This window comes from Mycobacterium mantenii (assembly GCF_001667865.1).
In the GTDB taxonomy this organism is placed as follows: Bacteria; Actinomycetota; Actinomycetes; order Mycobacteriales; family Mycobacteriaceae; genus Mycobacterium; species Mycobacterium mantenii_A.
Genome location: NZ_LZJP01000096.1, coordinates 141,438 through 158,752, shown reverse-complemented (window position 1 = coordinate 158,752; position 17,315 = coordinate 141,438). Strand labels below are relative to the sequence as shown.

General features: G+C 63.8%; 17 protein-coding genes and 1 pseudogene. 12 read left to right on the top strand and 6 right to left on the bottom strand.

Going from position 1 to position 17,315, the window contains the following annotated elements; genetic code table 11:
• From A5688_RS17335 to A5688_RS17315, 5 genes and pseudogenes are all read left to right on the top strand, one after another.
• Positions 1 to 300 (top strand): annotated as a pseudogene (locus A5688_RS17335) (acetyl-CoA C-acetyltransferase); the annotation flags it as partial.
• A gap of 5 nt (positions 301 to 305) precedes the next feature.
• Positions 306 to 1,457, top strand: a complete 1,152-nt coding sequence (locus A5688_RS17330) for an acyl-CoA dehydrogenase family protein (protein ID WP_067911918.1) — start codon at positions 306 to 308, stop codon at positions 1,455 to 1,457.
• A gap of 30 nt (positions 1,458 to 1,487) precedes the next feature.
• On the top strand, positions 1,488 to 2,255 hold the full coding sequence (locus A5688_RS17325) for an SDR family NAD(P)-dependent oxidoreductase (protein WP_067911914.1): 768 nt from the start codon (positions 1,488 to 1,490) through the stop codon (positions 2,253 to 2,255).
• 374 nt (positions 2,256 to 2,629) lie between these two features.
• Positions 2,630 to 3,652: a spirocyclase AveC family protein gene (locus tag A5688_RS17320; RefSeq protein ID WP_082955126.1), complete on the top strand. Its 1,023-nt coding sequence runs from the start codon at positions 2,630 to 2,632 to the stop codon at positions 3,650 to 3,652.
• A gap of 60 nt (positions 3,653 to 3,712) precedes the next feature.
• Positions 3,713 to 4,300, top strand: coding sequence for a TetR/AcrR family transcriptional regulator (locus A5688_RS17315; protein WP_067911911.1), 588 nt, complete (start codon positions 3,713 to 3,715; stop codon positions 4,298 to 4,300).
• A gap of 4 nt (positions 4,301 to 4,304) precedes the next feature.
• Here A5688_RS17315 and A5688_RS17310 read toward each other — a convergent pair whose 3' ends face one another.
• From A5688_RS17310 to A5688_RS17285, 6 genes are all read right to left on the bottom strand, one after another.
• Positions 4,305 to 5,102: an enoyl-CoA hydratase-related protein gene (locus A5688_RS17310; protein ID WP_067911908.1), complete on the bottom strand. Its 798-nt coding sequence runs from the start codon at positions 5,100 to 5,102 to the stop codon at positions 4,305 to 4,307.
• On the bottom strand, positions 5,099 to 6,304 hold the full coding sequence (locus A5688_RS17305) for a thiolase family protein (RefSeq protein ID WP_120312555.1): 1,206 nt from the start codon (positions 6,302 to 6,304) through the stop codon (positions 5,099 to 5,101). The genes A5688_RS17310 and A5688_RS17305 overlap by 4 nt, the downstream gene beginning before the upstream one ends.
• Positions 6,301 to 6,735 (bottom strand): Zn-ribbon domain-containing OB-fold protein, encoded by a 435-nt coding sequence (locus A5688_RS17300; protein WP_067911905.1) that lies wholly within the window; start codon positions 6,733 to 6,735, stop codon positions 6,301 to 6,303. Before A5688_RS17300 ends, A5688_RS17305 begins: the two co-directional genes overlap by 4 nt.
• 32 nt (positions 6,736 to 6,767) lie before the next feature.
• Positions 6,768 to 8,336: an AMP-binding protein gene (locus A5688_RS17295; RefSeq protein ID WP_067911902.1), complete on the bottom strand. Its 1,569-nt coding sequence runs from the start codon at positions 8,334 to 8,336 to the stop codon at positions 6,768 to 6,770.
• A 90-nt stretch (positions 8,337 to 8,426) separates the two neighbouring features.
• Positions 8,427 to 9,860, bottom strand: a complete 1,434-nt coding sequence (locus tag A5688_RS17290; protein ID WP_067911899.1) for a FadR/GntR family transcriptional regulator — start codon at positions 9,858 to 9,860, stop codon at positions 8,427 to 8,429.
• A 4-nt stretch (positions 9,861 to 9,864) separates the two neighbouring features.
• Positions 9,865 to 10,698 (bottom strand): enoyl-CoA hydratase/isomerase family protein, encoded by an 834-nt coding sequence (locus A5688_RS17285; protein WP_082955125.1) that lies wholly within the window; start codon positions 10,696 to 10,698, stop codon positions 9,865 to 9,867.
• Between the two features lie 56 nt (positions 10,699 to 10,754).
• On the opposite strand from A5688_RS17285, the gene A5688_RS17280 reads away from it, so the two are divergent.
• The 7 genes from A5688_RS17280 (at position 10,755) to A5688_RS17250 (ending at position 17,308) form a co-directional block, all read left to right on the top strand.
• Positions 10,755 to 11,660, top strand: coding sequence for an SDR family oxidoreductase (locus tag A5688_RS17280; protein ID WP_067911896.1), 906 nt, complete (start codon positions 10,755 to 10,757; stop codon positions 11,658 to 11,660).
• Position 11,661: 1 nt separating this feature from the next.
• Positions 11,662 to 12,150 carry an FAS1-like dehydratase domain-containing protein gene (locus tag A5688_RS17275; protein WP_067911893.1) on the top strand — a complete coding sequence of 163 codons (489 nt, stop codon included), beginning with the start codon at positions 11,662 to 11,664 and terminating at the stop codon, positions 12,148 to 12,150.
• The gene (locus A5688_RS17270) at positions 12,147 to 12,569 is read left to right on the top strand and encodes a MaoC/PaaZ C-terminal domain-containing protein (RefSeq protein WP_082955124.1); all 423 of its coding nucleotides are present in this window, start codon (positions 12,147 to 12,149) and stop codon (positions 12,567 to 12,569) included. Before A5688_RS17275 ends, A5688_RS17270 begins: the two co-directional genes overlap by 4 nt.
• A 168-nt stretch (positions 12,570 to 12,737) precedes the next feature.
• Positions 12,738 to 13,823, top strand: a complete 1,086-nt coding sequence (locus A5688_RS17265; protein WP_242663215.1) for a cytochrome P450 family protein — start codon at positions 12,738 to 12,740, stop codon at positions 13,821 to 13,823.
• 1 nt (position 13,824) lies between these two features.
• Positions 13,825 to 15,096 carry an FAS1-like dehydratase domain-containing protein gene (locus tag A5688_RS17260; protein WP_067911884.1) on the top strand — a complete coding sequence of 424 codons (1,272 nt, stop codon included), beginning with the start codon at positions 13,825 to 13,827 and terminating at the stop codon, positions 15,094 to 15,096.
• Positions 15,093 to 15,926 (top strand): enoyl-CoA hydratase/isomerase family protein, encoded by an 834-nt coding sequence (locus A5688_RS17255; protein ID WP_242660313.1) that lies wholly within the window; start codon positions 15,093 to 15,095, stop codon positions 15,924 to 15,926. Before A5688_RS17260 ends, A5688_RS17255 begins: the two co-directional genes overlap by 4 nt.
• Entirely contained in the window at positions 15,923 to 17,308 is a 1,386-nt protein-coding gene (locus tag A5688_RS17250) for a phosphotransferase family protein (protein WP_067911881.1), read from the top strand. Before A5688_RS17255 ends, A5688_RS17250 begins: the two co-directional genes overlap by 4 nt.
• The last annotated feature ends 7 nt before the right edge of the window (positions 17,309 to 17,315 follow it).

Below are 17,315 nucleotides of genomic sequence, written 5' to 3'. Positions count from 1 at the left end.
GCGACCGCCAAAGCCCTTGCACGAGCTGGATTGTCGATGTCTGACATCGGCACCTTCGAGGTCAACGAGGCGTTCGCCTCGGTGCCACTGGCTTGGACCGCCCAACTGGGCGCGGACCCGGCCCGGGTCAATCCGCTGGGCGGGGCCATCGCAGTGGGCCACCCATTGGGTGCCTCAGGCGCGATCTTGATGACCCGAATGTTGCACCACATGCGTGAGCGCGACCTGCAATATGGGCTGCAGACCATGTGCGAAGGCGGCGGCACCGCCAACGCCACCATTCTCGAGCTGATCGGCTGACCCAGATGCGTCGAACCCTGTTTCAAGCCGAGCACGACGAGTTTCGGTCCAACGTGCGGGAATTCCTAGCTCGCAGAGTAGTTCCTGACTACTCCAGCTGGGTCGACAAACACACCGTGCCGCGCAGGTTCTTCACCGACATCGCTGCCATTGGTGTGCAGGGCATGCCCTTCGACGCGGCTTACGGCGGCGCCGGGCTCCCCGACTACCGCTACAACATGGTGGTGCAGGAGGAAGCTGCCCGCGCCTTGGTGACGCTCGGCACGTTGCGCACCCAAACCGACGTTATCGCACCCTATTTCCTGAAGTACTGCAACACCGAACAGCGAAACCGCTGGTTCCCAGGCCTGGTTTCCGGAGAACTGTTGACGGCGATCGCGATGACCGAACCGGGCACCGGTTCGGATCTGGCCGGGGTGCGCACCCGAGCGGTGCGTGACGGCGACAGCTATGTGATCAACGGTGCGAAGACTTTCATCACTGGTGGGGGATTAGCCGATCTGGTGATCGTCCTGGTGCGCACCGGAGCCGACGAGTCCAACCGCCGGTCCGGGTTGAGCCTGGTGGTGGTCGAGGCGGGCGCCCCAGGCTTTGAGAAGGGCCGCCGGCTGCCGAAACTCGGCCTGCACGTTCAGGACACCGTCGAATTGTCCTTCAGTGACGTCCGGGTCCCGGTGGCCAACCTGCTTGGTGAGGAGGACGCCGCCTTCTCGTATCTCGGACACAATCTCGCCCAGGAGCGGCTGGCGATCGCCGTCGGGGCGATGGCCCAGGCCCGCGCGACGGTAGATCTCACCGTCGACTATGTCAACAGCCGCGAGGTGTTCGGCACTACGGTCGGACACTTCCAAAACACCAAGTTCGAACTGGCCGCAATGAGTGCGGAAGTCGAAGCGGCGCAGACGATGATCGACCGGGCCGTGCTCGACCTTGTCGACGGGCAGCTGAGCTCACCCGACGCCGCCCGGGTCAAATTGTTCGTCACCGAGATGCAAGGCCGGGTGGTCGACCGCTGCCTGCAACTTTTTGGCGGTTACGGCTACATCACCGAACTGCCCATCGCCCGGCTCTACGCCGACGCCCGGGTATCCCGCATCTATGGCGGCACCAGCGAGGTCATGAAGTCCATCATTGCGAAATCCATGGGGCTGCGGTAGCGGCCAGGCCGCAAGAAGAAGGGAAAATTAATGCGTATCAACGGAATATCGACCCTGGTCACCGGGGCCTCCTCAGGCCTTGGCCGGGCCACCGCCATCCGGCTGGTCAAGGAGGGCGCCTCAGTGGTGCTCGTCGACCTGCCCACCTCCGACGGCGCGCGGGTGGCCGAGGAACTCGGCGAATTGGCCACCTTCATGCCTGCCGATGTGACCGACGGCGAGGCCGTGAAGGCCGCGTTGGATGCCGCGGCATCGCGCGGACCGCTGCGCGCCGTGGTGCATTGCGCTGGACGCGGTGGGGACCGGCTGCGGATTCTGGACAAACAACGCCGCCCCGCCGACGTCGACAGCTTCGCCGAAGTGGTGCGGGTCAACCTCTTCGGCACCTACAACGTTCTGACGTTGTCGGCCGCAAGGATGGCCGACAACGAGCTCCTCGACGGCGACCGCGGGGCAATCGTGATGACGGCGTCGGTCGCCGCCTTCGATGGTCAGATCGGCCAGACTTCTTACACCGCATCCAAGGCCGGGGTGCATGGTATCACTTTGGTTGCGGCGAGAGACCTTGCCTCGTACCAGATTCGCGTGAACACCATCGCGCCCGGAACGTTCGATACCGCGATGCTGGCCCGGCTGCGTGACGACATACGTCAGGGCCTGGCCGAGGCGATCCCTCATCCGAAACGTTTGGGTGATGCCGGCGACTACGCGCACTTGGCGGTCAGCTTGATTGAGAACCCGTTCGTCAACGGTGAGACGATCCGCCTGGACGGGGCCTTAAGGATGGCGCCCCGCTGAGGACACCGGGCGATTCGCTCATCGCTTCGAATGCGGTTGGCGTATGGGCAGCCCGCCGTTCGGGGGTGTGAACGCCACGCTCGGCTCGTTTCCCTCGCTCCGGTTGGTAAGCGCGCGCGATCTAATCGGCCTAGAGATCGCGATAAGAGTCTGAGCTATTCAGACTTCGCTCTCAGTCTCAATCGAATAGCCAACTCTGCCATGTGATTTCGGCGTGATGGGAGCTGCCACGCCAACAACGGCTGGCCCTACTGCGATTGACTCTTTATACCAAACAGTGTATTCAGTATACTTTAGCGAGGCATACAGGTGTGTATGGTCTGCGCCTCTGTTCACAAGACAGAGCCGTTGCGCCAGAAGGGAATGGCTGTGTGATGACGACGAAGAATTCCCCGGAGATCTTGGTAGAAGACGAGGGGGGTCATAATTTCGCCCAACCGATCGGCACCGATTCACCGCGCGTGGTATGGCTCGCCAGGCTGGGTGCGGTCTTTCTGGTGTTCGAGCTCTACCTTTTTGGACGGTGGGTTAGCTCTGACAAGTTCCAGCGAGTGATGCCGGGTTCGGACGATGGCACCAACATGCTGTGGATTCGTTTTTGGGACGTGCTCAGCATCGGTGGGAGTGTGGTGTTCGTCGCCTGGATCGTGCGCAAGCGACTGCGGGAGGGCGAGCTGCCGCCAGTGTCGATCGTCGCGATGGCATGGATGCTGACCGCCTGGCAGGACCCGCTAGTCAACGCTATTCGCCCGGTCTTTTCTTACAACTCCCACTTTCTCAACTTCGGCAGTTGGGGAGAGTTCATTCCGGGATGGATCGACAACGGTGGCGTGAACCCGCAGCCGATCTTTTGGTGGATCGGCATCTACCTGTTCTTCGTGCCGCTCAACATGTTGGGGGTCGATGCGTATCTGAAATGGGTACGGCGCCATCGGCCGAGGATCAATCGCGCCGGACTGATCGCCTTCCTCATGATTGTGATGTTCGCCCAGGACGTCATCGGTGAGTTGATCACCCTCCTTCAGGGTGTGGATCGCTACCTATGGGTCGGCAAAAGCATCTCGTTGTGGCCGGGCACGAACTATCAATTCCCGCTCTATGAGGGAGTTTTCTGGGGCTGTGGAATGGTCGGTTTGAGCGCCATGATCTATTGCTTCCGTGACGGGCGCGGCCACATGTTCACCGACCGTGGTCTTGATCGACTCAAGATCAGCAGGGGGCGTACCTTCGTCCGTGCCCTTGCGCTGGGGGCAGTCTTCAACGTGGCGATGATCGTATTCAACCTCGGCTTCGCCGCCATCAACCAGCACGCGGACACCACACAACCGACAGTGCCGAGCTACCTCCGGAACAACATGTGCGGACTCGGTGGTAACCCGCCCTGCGAGAAGGGTTGATGCCTGACAGGCAGACCTTGAGCCTTCGAAAAACTGTGAAAGACGAAAGCGGCTCGAATCGTGACGGGTTCACCGAACGGGAGGCACTCGGCGACGGACTACTTCGTCGAGGCGATCGCTGTTCTGCAAGAGTCAGGGTTTCTCGATCTGACCGCGGTCGGGCTCTGCGCCAGGATGGGTGTAACCCGTGGCTCGTTTTACCATCACTTCGAGAGCTTTGATGATTTCATCGAGAAGCTCATGGCGTATTGGGAGGAACGCTACAGTCGTGACCTGATATCAAGATCACTGTCAGGTGACCTCAGGTCCCAGATCCGGAATCAAGTTGATTTCGCAATAGGCTTGCCCCACACCGCTGAGGCTGCTCTGCGCGCATGGGGGACGATCAACTCCTGTGTGGCTGCTGCTCAACAAAGGGTCGATCAGTTGCGGCATCAGGGTCTTGCGGAATCCCTTCGGCGCCACAGCGTGTCGAAGGAGAAGGCGGATGCCTTCGCCACGGTCGCCATCGCGATACTGGCCGGCATGCAGCTGACACAGCACCCGATCGATCCCAGCGCGTTGCGAACCCTTTACGACGAACTTGCGAACGCACTGGGCACGGATATCCTGCCCAACCGACGTTGTGACACTGATGGGATCTGGTAACAAATCATCTTGCGGCCCAGAGAGGTCGGCGCTTCTCGGCGAAGGCCTGGGTTCCTTCCTTTGCGTCGGCGGTCTGTTTGAGCGCTGCGTACTCGCGAGCTGTCCTTTCCCATTTGGGTTCTTCGGCCAGGATGGTGCCGCTGTCGAAGCCCGAGGCAACGCGTTTGCTTGCCTGGACCGACAGTGGCGCGTTCACCGCGATCCGTTCGGCCAACCGTAGTGCAGCGTCTAGCGCGGTGCCGTCAGGAACCACGGTATTGAGCAGTCCGAATTCGGCTGCTTCGGCCGCCGAGATCGCCTCGCCGGTGAACAGTAGGGCCATGGCTCGCTTACGGGGCAGTTGATCGACGATGCGGAAGACGCCGCCGGCCGCGGCCATCAGCCCGCGCTTGACCTCGGGCAGGCCGAATGTCGCGTTCTGGTCGGACACCGCGAGGTCACTGGCGAGCACCAGCTCGGTGCCGCCACCCAGTGCGGTGCCGTTGACCGCTGCGATCGTCGGCTTGTCGATGAAGTGGCGGGCATATCCGGCGAAACCCCACTCCGGGTGGGCGGGGTGATAGAGGCTTTCGCCCCGCGAGATCGCCTTGAGATCTGCTCCGGCACAGAACGATTTGTCTCCGGCGCCGGTCAGGATCACCACCCGTACCTCGGGGTTGTCCTGGGCGGCGGCCATGGCTTCGCCCACCGCGACGCTCACCGAGGCATTGACCGCGTTACGGGCTTCGGGTCGGTTCAGGGTGATCACCAGAGTGTGCCCGATCTGTTCGCTCAGCGCAGCGGGGGCTGTACTGGTGGTCATGCGGACTTCTCCAGGATATGGATACCGCAAGTAGAGCCCAGCCCGATGACGTGCGCTAAACCGACACGGGCGCCGTCGATTTGGCGCTGACCAGCTTCACCGCGCAGATGCTGGCACACCTCCCAGACGTTGGCGATGCCGGTGGCCGCGATCGGATGTCCCTTGGACTGCAACCCGCCCGAGACGTTGACCGGAAGCTTCCCGTCGCGCCATGGTGTGCCACTCTCGAAGAAGTCGACCGCGCCGCCCGGCTCACACAAGCCGAGATTGTCGTAGTGCACCAACTCGGCGGTGGCGAAGCAGTCGTGCAACTCCACCAGGTCGAGATCACCGGGCCCCAGGCCGGCCTGCTCGTAGGCCTGGGTGGCGGCGTTGCGGGTGACTGTGTTGACATTGGGCAGTACCTGACAGGCCTGCTCCCAAGGGTCGGTGGTGAGTACCGAGGCACTGATCTTGACCGCGCGACGGCGTTGCTCGGGCGAAAGAGACTGCAGCCGTTCGCCGCTGACCAGTACCGCAGCGGCCGCACCATCGCAGTTGGCCGAGCACATCGGACGCGTGTTGGGATAGGCGATCATCACATCAGCCATGATCTGCTCGGCGGACATGGCTTTGGTGTGCGCGGCGAGCGGGTTCAGCGTCGAGTGGGAATGGTTTTTCTCGCTGATCCGGGCGAACAGATCCAGTGGTGTCCCCGCGTAAGCGTGGCGATGCAGGTATTGCATGCCAATCTGGGCGAACACGCCTGGCATCAGGTCGGTGCCGATCCGTCCCTCCAGGCCGGTGACGGCGTCCAGTCGACCGTTGGGTTGCCAGGTCTTAGGTCCGCTGCGGGGCTTGCCTGAGGCGCCGAGCATCCCGGCGCCGGCGAGCTTCTCAGCGCCCACGGCCAATCCGAGGTGGGCCTCACCGGCCTTGATGGCCAAAATTGCGGTCCGCAGCGCGGTCGCGCCGGTCGCGCACGCATTGGCAACGTTGAATACCGGAATGCCGGTTTGGCCCAGTTGTTTTTGTACCGCCTGCCCGTAGCCTGGGGCGCCCAGCAGGTTGCCCGCCGCGATGACGTCGATGTCAGCAACGCTGACGCCGGCGTCCGTCAGGGCCGCCGTGGCCGCATCGACGCCGAGCCCGACGGCGTCACGGTCGGGCCGCTTGCCGAACTTGGTCATCGAGATACCAAGAATCCAGATATCGCTGTTCACCGAGGTGCCTCGCTTTCGCCCGCGGGCTCGAATCCGAATCCGATCGCGGTCCGGCCCTCGTCGTCGGTACCGATCGGGAAGGTGGTCAGCTGTAGCCGCATGCCGAGACGGATCGAATCCACTGTGGGATCGACGCCAACAATGTTGCTTCGCACCGAGATTCCGTCACAGTCGACTACGCCGGCCACATAGGGTACCGGTATTCCGGGCGCGGCCACCTCGACCACCGTGAAGGTCTCCAAAGCACCAACTGATGCAACCGGTGTGGTGGTGAAGTGGTTTCCGAAGCAGGATGCACAGGCATCGCGGTGATCGAAATAATAGGCACCGCAGCCGGTACAGACGGTGGCGGTCAGGTGCGGGGGATCGGCCAGGTTCAGATAGCCGACGATCGGAATGGGATCAGCGGGGGGGGCGGTTGAGTCGGTCATGATGATGTTGTCGGCTCCTTGGGGAATTTTGATCAGACCTGCCGGCCGGCTTCGGCCCAGTAGGCGTCGCGGATCTGGCGTTTGACGAGCTTGCCGGTTTCGGTTCTGGGCAAGGCGGATTCGAAGTCGACCGAGCGTGGGCACTTGAACCCGGCCAACTGAGCACGGCAGTGGGCGATGATTTCGTCGGCCAACTCTGCCGATGGTTCAGCGTTGTCGACCAGCTCGACTACCGCCTTGACCTGCTCGCCCCATTCCGGGTCGGGGATTCCGATGACGGCGGCGTCGGCGACCGCGGGGTGTGTGCTGAGTACCCCTTCGACCTCGGCCGGATAGATGTTGACCCCGCCGCTGATGATCATGTCTTTGGCCCGGTCACAGATGAACAGATATCCGTCGTCGTCGAGGTAGCCGACGTCGCCGATGGTGAAGGCAGGACCGCGGTGCACCGACGCGGTGAGTTCGGCGTCATTGCGGTACTCGAATCGTGTGCCGTCCAGGCGCTCAATGTAGACGTTGCCGATCGCGTTGGGTGGCAGTGGGTTTCCCTCGTCATCGAGGATTTTGACATTCATGCCACGCACCGGGCGACCTACGGTTCCGGGCTTCTGCAGCCAGCGGTGCGGTTTGGCGATGGTGGCGGCACCCTCGGTCCCGCCGTAAGTTTCCCAGATGACCGGACCCCACCAGTCCAGCATGTCCTTTTTGACTTGCAGCGGGCAGGGGGCGGCCGAATGGACCACGGTACGCAGGCTGGACAGGTGGTACTTGTCGCGGACCTGCTGGGGCAGCTTGAGCATGCGGACGAACTGGGTGGGAACCATGTAGGCGGTGGTCACCGCGTGCCGGTCGATCGCGGCGAGTGTCTGCTCGGCATCGAACCGACCCAGGATCGCAAGGGCCTGACCGACATTGAGGGCGCCCAGATAGAAGCTCTGGCACCCGCCATGGTGCATGCCAGTGGAGACCAGGTGCGCCCCATCGAAGGGCCGGAAGTCGAAGGCGTGCCCGAAGATTGACATCGCGTTGGCCGCGATGGACGGGTCGCGAGCGTCAAGTGGGCGGATGATGCCCTTGGGTTTGCCGGTGGTTCCCGAGGAGTACCGGATGGCATCACCCTGTTTGCGTTCGGTGGGGGCGTTCGTCGGATGCCCGTGCAGAAAATCGGCCTCCTTCATAAACCCCGCCGGTGCACGCGTTTCGGCGCCGACGACGATCCTCAGTCGCGTTCCATCGGGAACCGAGGTGAACCGGTCCAGGTATTCGGCGTGGGTGACGACGACAGCGGCGCCCGAATGGTCGAGAATCGAGGCGAACTCGTCGGCCGAGAGTGCGGTGTTGAGAGCGACATAGCGCAGCCCGATTTCGAGGGTGGCCAACTGCCAGATGACCGCATCCACATCGTTGGGTAGGGCATAGGCCACCACCGCTCCGTCATGTAGTGCGTGCGCGCACAAGGCGTTTGCCACCTGGTGTGCGGCCGCGACCAATTCGCCAAAGGTCAGGGTCCGGCCGCTGGGCGAGTCGACGATCGCCGGCGCATTGGGGTGGTCCTCAGCGATCCACCACACACCCAGACGTTGATCCCACGGATGCTGCATCCATACTCCCTACTGCTAATTAGATAGAACAGTATCCTTAACTGCGGGCGGTGGGAAGTGTCTGTGAGCCAGCTCGCGGTGATCGTCCGGTCAGGGAGTGGGGGATGAGGTCTCGGTCATGTGGGCACGCATCCGCATAACGGCCAGCTCGGTGTCTCCGGCAATGAGTGCGTTGACGATGTTGCGGTGAGCAGGTTCGATCTTTGACGGGCGGGACATCGCCCCCACTCGCGGATCGTCCTCGGAGAACTGTGCGAAGAACTGCCAACCCAGCCGCATCGTGACCCGGTGGAACAACTGCAGTGCCCGGTTATCAGTGAGTGCGCCGAGCATCGAGTGAAAGTCTTCGCCATGGGCGAAGGCGAGTGCAAAACCTTGTTCGGATTCGCATTGCAGGGACCGCTCGAGAGCCTCCGCATGTTCGGGATGGGCATGCAGGTCTGCGGCGGCGCGTTCGACCACCGCCAATTCCAGACCGGTGCGCAGGTCCATGATGTCGCGCAGCCGGACGCCGCGTCGGCGCAGATAGATGGTGATGGTATCCGCCAGCGCCGAAATATTTGGTTCCGCGACGAACAGCCCCCCACCCGGCCCTCGGCGGGCGAGCGCAATCTGGTGGTACTCAAGGATCCGGATCGCCTCTCGCACCACGGCCCGACTGGCACGGTGTTTCTCCATCAAAGACGTCTCGGACCCGATGAAGCTGCCCGGGCCGGCGCCCGAATTGACTGCTTCGGTGAACAATTGGCGGGCCAGCACCTCGCCCCGCTTGTCGCCGAGCGTTCCGGCCAAGCTCACCGCAGGGTCGAGCCGATGCAACGTGGCGGGCTGCGCCCGGATGAATTCGGCCTCGGCCCGCAAGTGCCGGCCCATCCGGTCGCGGGCCAGGCCCGGGTTGTTACTGAGGACCGCTTTCGCGATGCCGTCGTGGGCCCGCGCGATCTCCTGATCGATATCGGCGGGCAAGGCGGCGGTGTCGCTGAAGTAGAAATTGGTCAGCCGGCTGAATGTCTCGACGAACAGTTCCAGCACCGGATTGGCTGTCAGCGCTGCTATTTGCGAGTGCAGAAGTCGATAGTTGGAGATATTGCCGGCCGATTCCAGCTCGATCGTCTGGCGGATTGCGGCGATACCGGATTCCTTGATCCGCTGCGAGGCGATCTCGGCGGCCAGCTCCTCCAGCAGGATGCGGGTGTCGAAGACCTCGTCGAGCGTGGCGTCCACGCGCAAGAGGTAGATGACGGCCGGGCCGATCACGGTATCGATATCCGGCTCGTCGATGACCAGGCCGCCTCCGGTGCCCCGCCGCATCCGCGCCACGTGTTGGTGTTCGACCAGCCGGATCGCCTCTCGCAGCACCGCGCGGCTTACCCCGTACCGTTCCAACAGCTCGGTTTCCGAGCCCAGCACGTGGCCCACCGGCCAACCCAACTCGATCACGTCGGCGACGATCTGCTCCGCCGCGCGGCCGGCGAGTTTGGCGCGACGCGAATCGACGCGCGACGCGATCACTTCGGGGTTCACGTCATCACCGGTATGAGGCGGGTCCGTTACGCCGCGGAGCTGCCCGTCGCTCGGCCAACGGCGGGTTTCCGATATGCGTGTAGGCCATCCCGTTCTGAAGTGCGGTGGACCGGGTCATATCTAAAGATTCCCATATCGCGCGGATGGTGCCTTGGATTGCCTGCGGGCTGCGCGCCGCGATCGACGCGGCGATCTCGTGCGCGCGGTCCCACAAGTCCGCGCGGTTGACCACCTCGGACACCAGCCCTATCCGCAGGGCGGTATCCGCCGAGATCCGCTCCTCGGTGCCCATCAGCGCCCAGCGCAGCACCTCCCCGAGCGGAATCCCGCGGTGCAGCATGCCGATCGGTTCCAGTGCGGAGACGATCGACGCGTTGGCGTGGGGGTCGAAGAATGCGGCGTCCTGCGAGCAAATGATGATGTCTGACTCGTTCAGCAGATACTGGGCGCCGCCAGCTGCCAGTCCATGAACGGCGGTGATCACCGGCTTCCAGCAGCGATGGGTGATCTTCGGCGAGACCACGGTGCCCGGGTCAAAGGTGTTCCAGACATTGCTTCGGAAGAACCAGTTGGAATCGCCTTTGACATCGACCCCGGTGCAGAATGCTCGGTCGCCTGCCGCCCGTAGCACGACGGCGTGAATGTCGTCGTTATCGCGCACCGTCTGCCATGCCCACGCCAACTCGCCAGCCATCTGGGCCGAAATTGCGTTCATCGCGTCGGGACGGTTCAGGGTGATCGTGGCGACGTGCTCGTTGACGTCGAACTCGATGTGCGCGAGCGCGATTGCTTCGTGGGGTCTGTCGTTGGTGTCAGGCTGAGGGGTAGCGGAAATCATAGAAATCAGTGTACTAATAAACCGGAGCGCTGAATACGAGATATGGGGAAGTCGATATGGGCAGTCTGGAGGGGCGTGTCGTCGTGGTGACGGGCGCCGGGCGCGGCATCGGGCGCGAGCACGCTTTGTTGTTTGCCGCTGAAGGCGCCAAGGTCGTGGTGAACGACCTCGGGGGCGCTATCGATGGCAGCGGTGGCGACCGTACGCCGGCCGAAGAAGTCGTGGTCGAGATCCGCGACCGCGGCGGTGATGCGGTGGCCAACCATGATGACGTCGCGACCTGGGCGGGTGCCGAGGCCCTCATCCGCACCGCCGTCGACCACTTCAGCGACTTGCACGTCCTTGTCAACAATGCCGGCATCCTGCGTGACCGAACCTTGGTCAACATGTCCGAGGCGGAGTTCGACGACGTGATCCGGGTCCACCTCAAAGGCCACTTCGGACCGCTGCGTCACGCTGCGGAGTACTGGCGCGAACAGGCCAAGAGCGGTGCTACCGCCGACCGGTCGGTGATCAACACCTCCTCGACCTCTGGGTTGTTCGGTCAGCCGGGGCAGACCAACTATGGCGCGGCTAAATCCGGTATCGCGATGATGACCATGATCACTGCCGGCGAGTTGGCTCGGTACGGCGTGCGGGTCAATGCCATTGCTCCGGCCGCCCTGACTCGCCTCACGGCCGGACTGCCTGGCGTGCCCGACCCGGGGCGCGGAGATGCCGTGGGCGCCATGGATCCAGCCAATGTCTCACCGTTTGTGGCCTACCTGGGTACCGCCGATTGCCCGATCACAGGACGGGTCTTCTTCGTGATGGGGGGATCGGTGCAGCTGTTCCAGCCGTGGTCGATCATCGACCGGATCGACACAGCTGACGGGCGTCGTTGGACCGTCGCGGACCTGCAGACTAAAGCGGCCCATTTCGCCGAGGTTCCGTTTGAGCTCAACCATCCGATGCGGGGTTGAGATGGGCATCAATCGATTCCCTGTCGAGGCCGGACACGTGCTGACGTTCGCGCGTGCGATCGGAGACACCAGCGCGTCCTATTCTGATGAGGCGTTCAGCCGGAGCGGGCTGGCCGGTGTGGCAGTGCCGCCGACATTCATTCAGGCCTCCGCGCAGTTCGACCCGGACTATGTGTTGCGTCCGCAGCCGGGAAAGCCTTGGGTGACAGACAAATCGGAGTCCGAGCCCGGTATCGGAAGCGACAAACCGCAGGGCACCGTCCTGCATGCCGAGCAGCGCTTTGAATTTCGTCGTCCGGTGCGGGTCGGCGACATCTTGAGTGCCACCCAGCGGATCGGTCGCAGCTGGGAAAAGCAGCGCCGCAGCGGGGGCCGACTGAGCTTCACCGAGACGATCACCGAGTACCGCGACGGCGATGCGGAGCTGGTGGTGGTCGCCACGGCGGTGGCGGTCCGAGTGCCGCCAGCTAGTGCGGGGGGCGAGCAGTGACTGCAGTGCAGGCGGGCGATGCCCGCGAGACCCGGCTCGTCGAGGGGCTGAGCCGGACGCAGATCGTTCAGTATGCCGGCGCATCCGGGGATTTCAACCCGCTGCACCACGACGAACCATTTACGCGGGAAAAGTTAGGTATGCCAGGTGTTTTCGCGCATGGCATGCTGACTATGGGGATGACCGGGCGAGTGCTGACCGACTGGTTCGGGGCCGAGTCCATTGTCGAGTACGGCGCGAGGTTCGCCGCGCAGGTGTGGCCGGGTGACACCCTGACTGCGACCGCGCGGATCGACGCGGTGCGACCGGAAGGCGCCGCCGGACAGCAAGAAATGGACATCACCCTGACGACCCACAACCAACACGGAGCGATCGTGCTCGCGGGCACTGCCAAGGTGCGACCGGATTCGCAGGAGTAGGCACGGATGGGAGTAGCGATGTCCAAAGCCAGTGGCGCATTGGAGAAGACAGAGCTGGGAAGTCGCGAGATGCTAGACCGCCCTCATACCCGGTTCGCGCACTTGCGTGAGAACGCACCAGTCTCTTGGGCGACAGCACCGGGGCTGTTGTACGGTCACGGCGGGTTTTTGCTGACCCGCTATGAAGACGTTGTTGAGGTGCACAGCGACGAACGGTTCTCCACCGACGTCATCCGGAACACGTCGGTGGGGAAGTTCGCGTGGCTGTTGCCGCCGACCATTCGGATGCTGACGCAGACGATGGTGTTCAAGGACGACCCCGACCACAAGCGGCTGCGCACCTTGGTGCACAAGGCATTCACCCCGAAGCTGGTGGCGACCATGGCGCCTGACATCGCCAAGATCGCGGAACGGCTTGCCGACGAGGTGGAGGCCAAACGGGACGTGGACCTGGTCCACCAGTTCGCGGTACGTCTCCCGCTTGCGGTCATCGCCACCATGCTGGGGGTTGCCGACGAGGACCGGGACAAGTTTCATTTGCTGGTCGAGAAGATCGGCTCTGATTCGGGCAAGCGCGGTGGCATGCTGCGTGAACTGCCTAGTGCCCGCAGGCTGGTCAAGCTGTTCGAGGCCTTGATCGAGGATCGCAGGCTGCGGCCCGACGAGGGCCTGATCTCCGAGCTGGTCCGCGCCAACGAGGACGGTGACCGGCTCAGCCACAAGGAAACCGTCGCCATGGTCTTCTTGTTGCTGTTGGCCGGGCATGACACCACGGCCAACCTGATCGGCAGCAGCGTGCTCGCCTTGATCGAGCATCCAGGCCAACAGTCGCTGCTGCGTGAACAGCCGGAACTGCTCGAGACCACCGGGATCGAAGAACTGCTGCGGTTCACCTCGCCGGTCGCCGATGGTGCCCCTCGGTTGGCATTGCAAGACATGGAGATTCGCGGTATCCCGATCCCTCGAGGGTCTCAATTGCTGGGTTCGATCACTTCGGCCAACCGCGACGAAGCGGTGTTCGACAACGCCCAGGCGCTGGACCTGACCCGCAAACCCAACAAACACTTGGCGTTCGCCTTCGGGATCCACTACTGCCTGGGTCACCAATTGGCGCGACTGGAGGGCCGCACCGCGCTGGCGACGCTGTTGGAACGCTTTCCCAATTGGGAGTTGGCGACACCTCGGGATCACTTGCGCTACAAGCCGACGGTTTCGCTTCGAGGACTGACCACACTACCGATACGGATGTACTGACATGACTCAGACAGAGCAGGCCAACGAATTCGATTACGCCATCAAAGACGAGGACATCGAGCGCGCCAAATTGCTGTTGGGCGTGGACGCCCCGACCAGCATCGACGAGTACTACCATCAACTGAGCGCCGATGGGATCCGCAACTTCGCCCGCGCCTACGGAGATGACAACCCGCTGTTCGCCGACCCGGAGTACGCGGCGAGCACCCGCTGGGGTGGCCCGATCGCACCGCCGATGATTCATATCGCGATGTCGCGCAAGATGCTCGGTGACCCGATCCCCGATGACATCCGCAAGGCCACCAAGGGGTTGTTCTCCGGTGTGCACATGTTTGTCTCGGGTCAGGACACCGAGTGGTTCGCGCCGGTCCATCCGGGTGACACGCTCTATGGCTTCGGCGGCCTGGAGTCCATCGAGGAGAAGGTCAGCGAGTACGCCGGCCGTTCGGTCATCCGGATCATCCGCTCGGTGCGGGTGAACCAGCGGGCCGAGGTGGTAGCGGTGACCCGGATGATTTTGATCGCGACCGAGCGCAAGAAGTCGCGGGAGCGCGGCAAATACATGGATCTCAAGCCGGCGACCTATACCGACGCCGAGATTGCCGAGATCGACGAGATCTACGCCGCCGAGGGTCCCCGGGGGGCCGAACCGCGCTACTACGAGGACGTCAACGTCGGCGAAGTGCTGCCGAAGATGGTCAAGGGCCCGTTCACGCTGACCGACATGATCTGCTTCCACACCGGTGGATACGGCCTGGCCCCGTACGGCATCGGGCCCGGCCGGGTCGGTTACAGGAACCGGCAGCGCGCGCCCAAGTTCTACATCAAGAACGCAGCGGGCATTCCCGACGTCGCCCAGCGCCTGCATTGGGAGAACGAGTGGTCACAGTCCATCGGCAACCCGATGGCCTACGACTACGGCGTGATGCGGGAATGCTGGCTGACCCACTTCCTCACCGATTGGATGGGCGACGACGGCTGGCTGGTGCGCCAGTACGACGAGATGCGCAAGTTCAACTTCATCGGCGACACGCAGGTGATCACCGGCGAGGTCGTCGGCAAGCGTGTCGAGAGCGGTAATGCGCTGGTGGATCTGGAGTTCCGGGCCACCAGCCAGCGTGGCGAGGTGACCGCTCCGGCGAAGGCCACCGTGGCGCTCCCGAGCCGCGAACTCGGCCCGGTGCTCCTGCCGCAGCCCAGCGAGGACCTGCGCCGCAAGGGCGCGGCGATGATGCAGCGGCACAACGAACTGGCACGGGGAACCACACGGTGATCGAGACCGGCACCGAAATGGTGCTGGCACAGGTCGTCGACGGGGTCGGGCTCATCACCTTCAACCGGCCGCATCGGCGTAATGCCCTGCACCACGAGATGTATGTGGCGGTACCGGCCCTGCTGGACCGCTTCGCCGCTGATGACGCCGTCGGCGCGGTGCTGATCACCGGCAGCGGCACCGCCTTTTGCGCCGGCGGCGATGTCCGCGACGGTGGGTCGGCCCGCGAGGCTCGAGGCATGGATCCCGAGTCTGGTCAGGAGGCGCAGGTCAAGGAGCGTGGCGCGATGTTGGCCGACAACGCCCGGATGGTGACACTGCTGCACGAGATGCCGAAGATCACCATCGCCGCATTGCCCGGCGCTGCGGTCGGGGCCGGCATGAGCATTGCGCTGTCCACCGATCTGCGGATCGCGGCGCGCTCGGCCACGTTGGTGCCGGGGTGGTCGAAGCTGGCGTTCTCCGGGGACTTCGGCGGCGCCTGGTTCCTCACGCACCTGCTCGGACCGTCCATTGCGCTGGAGTTGCTGATCACCGATCGGCCGATCGACAGCGAAACCGCTTCGACGCTAGGCCTTTTCAATCGTGTGGTTGATGACGAGGAGCTGCCCGCCGCGGCCTTGGCCTGGGCCGCCGAGATCGCCTCCGGCCCGACCGCGGCATTTGCCGGCACCAAGGCCAATGTGCTTGACGCACAACGCCTGCCGCTCACCGAGGCGGTACTGGCCGAAAGCGAACGGATGGTTCGCAGTTCTCTGACCGCTGAACACCGGGCGGCGGTGCGGGCGTGGATGGCCACGGCGGCGCAGAAGTCAGGTGCGAAAGCATGAGCGAACCACAGGTCAGCGATGAACTTCGGCAGTGGATCGCCGAGGCCACCGGTGCCGATCGTGTCGAGCTCAAGCAGGTCTCCGGCGGCGCGAGCCGGCAGGCCTGGTTCGTCGACGCGGTGTCCGGGGAGGTAACTCAAGAGCTGTTCCTGCGGTATGACCCGAAGACCCATGAACCCGGCGGGGCCTTCCATCCGCTGCAGGTGGAGGCCGAGATCATGGCCGAGCTGTATCGCCACGGTGTGACGGTGCCCAGGGTGATCGCCGCACATCCGGTGCAGCAGGCCGTGCTGCTGGAGCGGGTGCGCGGCGAAACCTGGTTCCGGTTGATCAAGGATCCCGACGAGCAGGTGCGCACCGCCCAGGATTTCATCGCCAAACTGGCTGCGCTGCACCGTATCGACGGGCGCGATATGAAGATCGAAGCCCTAGGGCCAGCCGGTCCGGTCGCCGAACACGTCCGTGCCGAGATCGCGGCGATGCGCGCGAGGGTGGCACGCCACGGCAAACCGGCACCGCTGCTGGGATTCTGCATCGACTGGCTGGACCGCAATGTGCCCGACTACGACGGGCCGACCGTGCTGGTGCAAGGGGACACCGGGCCGGGAAACTTCATGTATGCCGACGGCGCCGTCACCGCCGTGGTCGACTGGGAGCTGGCACATTTCGGTGACCCGATGGATGACATCGCCTGGCTGTCACTGCGTACGGTGCAGGACACCTTCACGGTCTTTCCGGACCGGTTGGCCGAGTACGAAATGCTGTCCGGCCACCGCATCGACGAGAACCGGGTCTGGTACTACCGGCTGTTCGCCGAGACCCGGCTGACGTCGATCAGCCCGGGCACGGTGGACATCCGGGCCTCCGCTCCGGCCGGCTCATCCGATGCCGGCAACAGCCTGATCTATGGCATGCTGCACCGGCGAATGCTGGTGGAGGCGTTGGCCAAGGTGGTGGGCATCCCCGAGGTGCAGGTCGACCTGCCCGACGAGGCCGGACGCTCGGAGTTCACGGGGGTGTATGAAGCGGCTGCCGGATCGATGTCGGGGGCTGCTGCGCGTATCACCGACGCCCTGGCACTGCGCTATGTCAAAGGTGCTGCCCGACTAATGAAATACCTCGCCGAGGTCGACCGGGTCGGGGCGCAGGTCGATGCGGCTGAGACGGCCGAACTGGCCGAGCTGCTGGGGCACGCCCCGGCCTCGGTATCGGCTGGCCGGGCCGCCCTGGCCGTGGCCGTCGGTCGCGGTGCGATCAGCGAACACGACTATGTCGCGCAGCTATGGCGCGGCATCAAACGAGATGACTATCTGACCCGCACGGCCTCCGGCGCGCTGGCGCGCCGGACTTGGCCGCCGCTGAGTCATTCGATCGAACAATAGGCAAGGA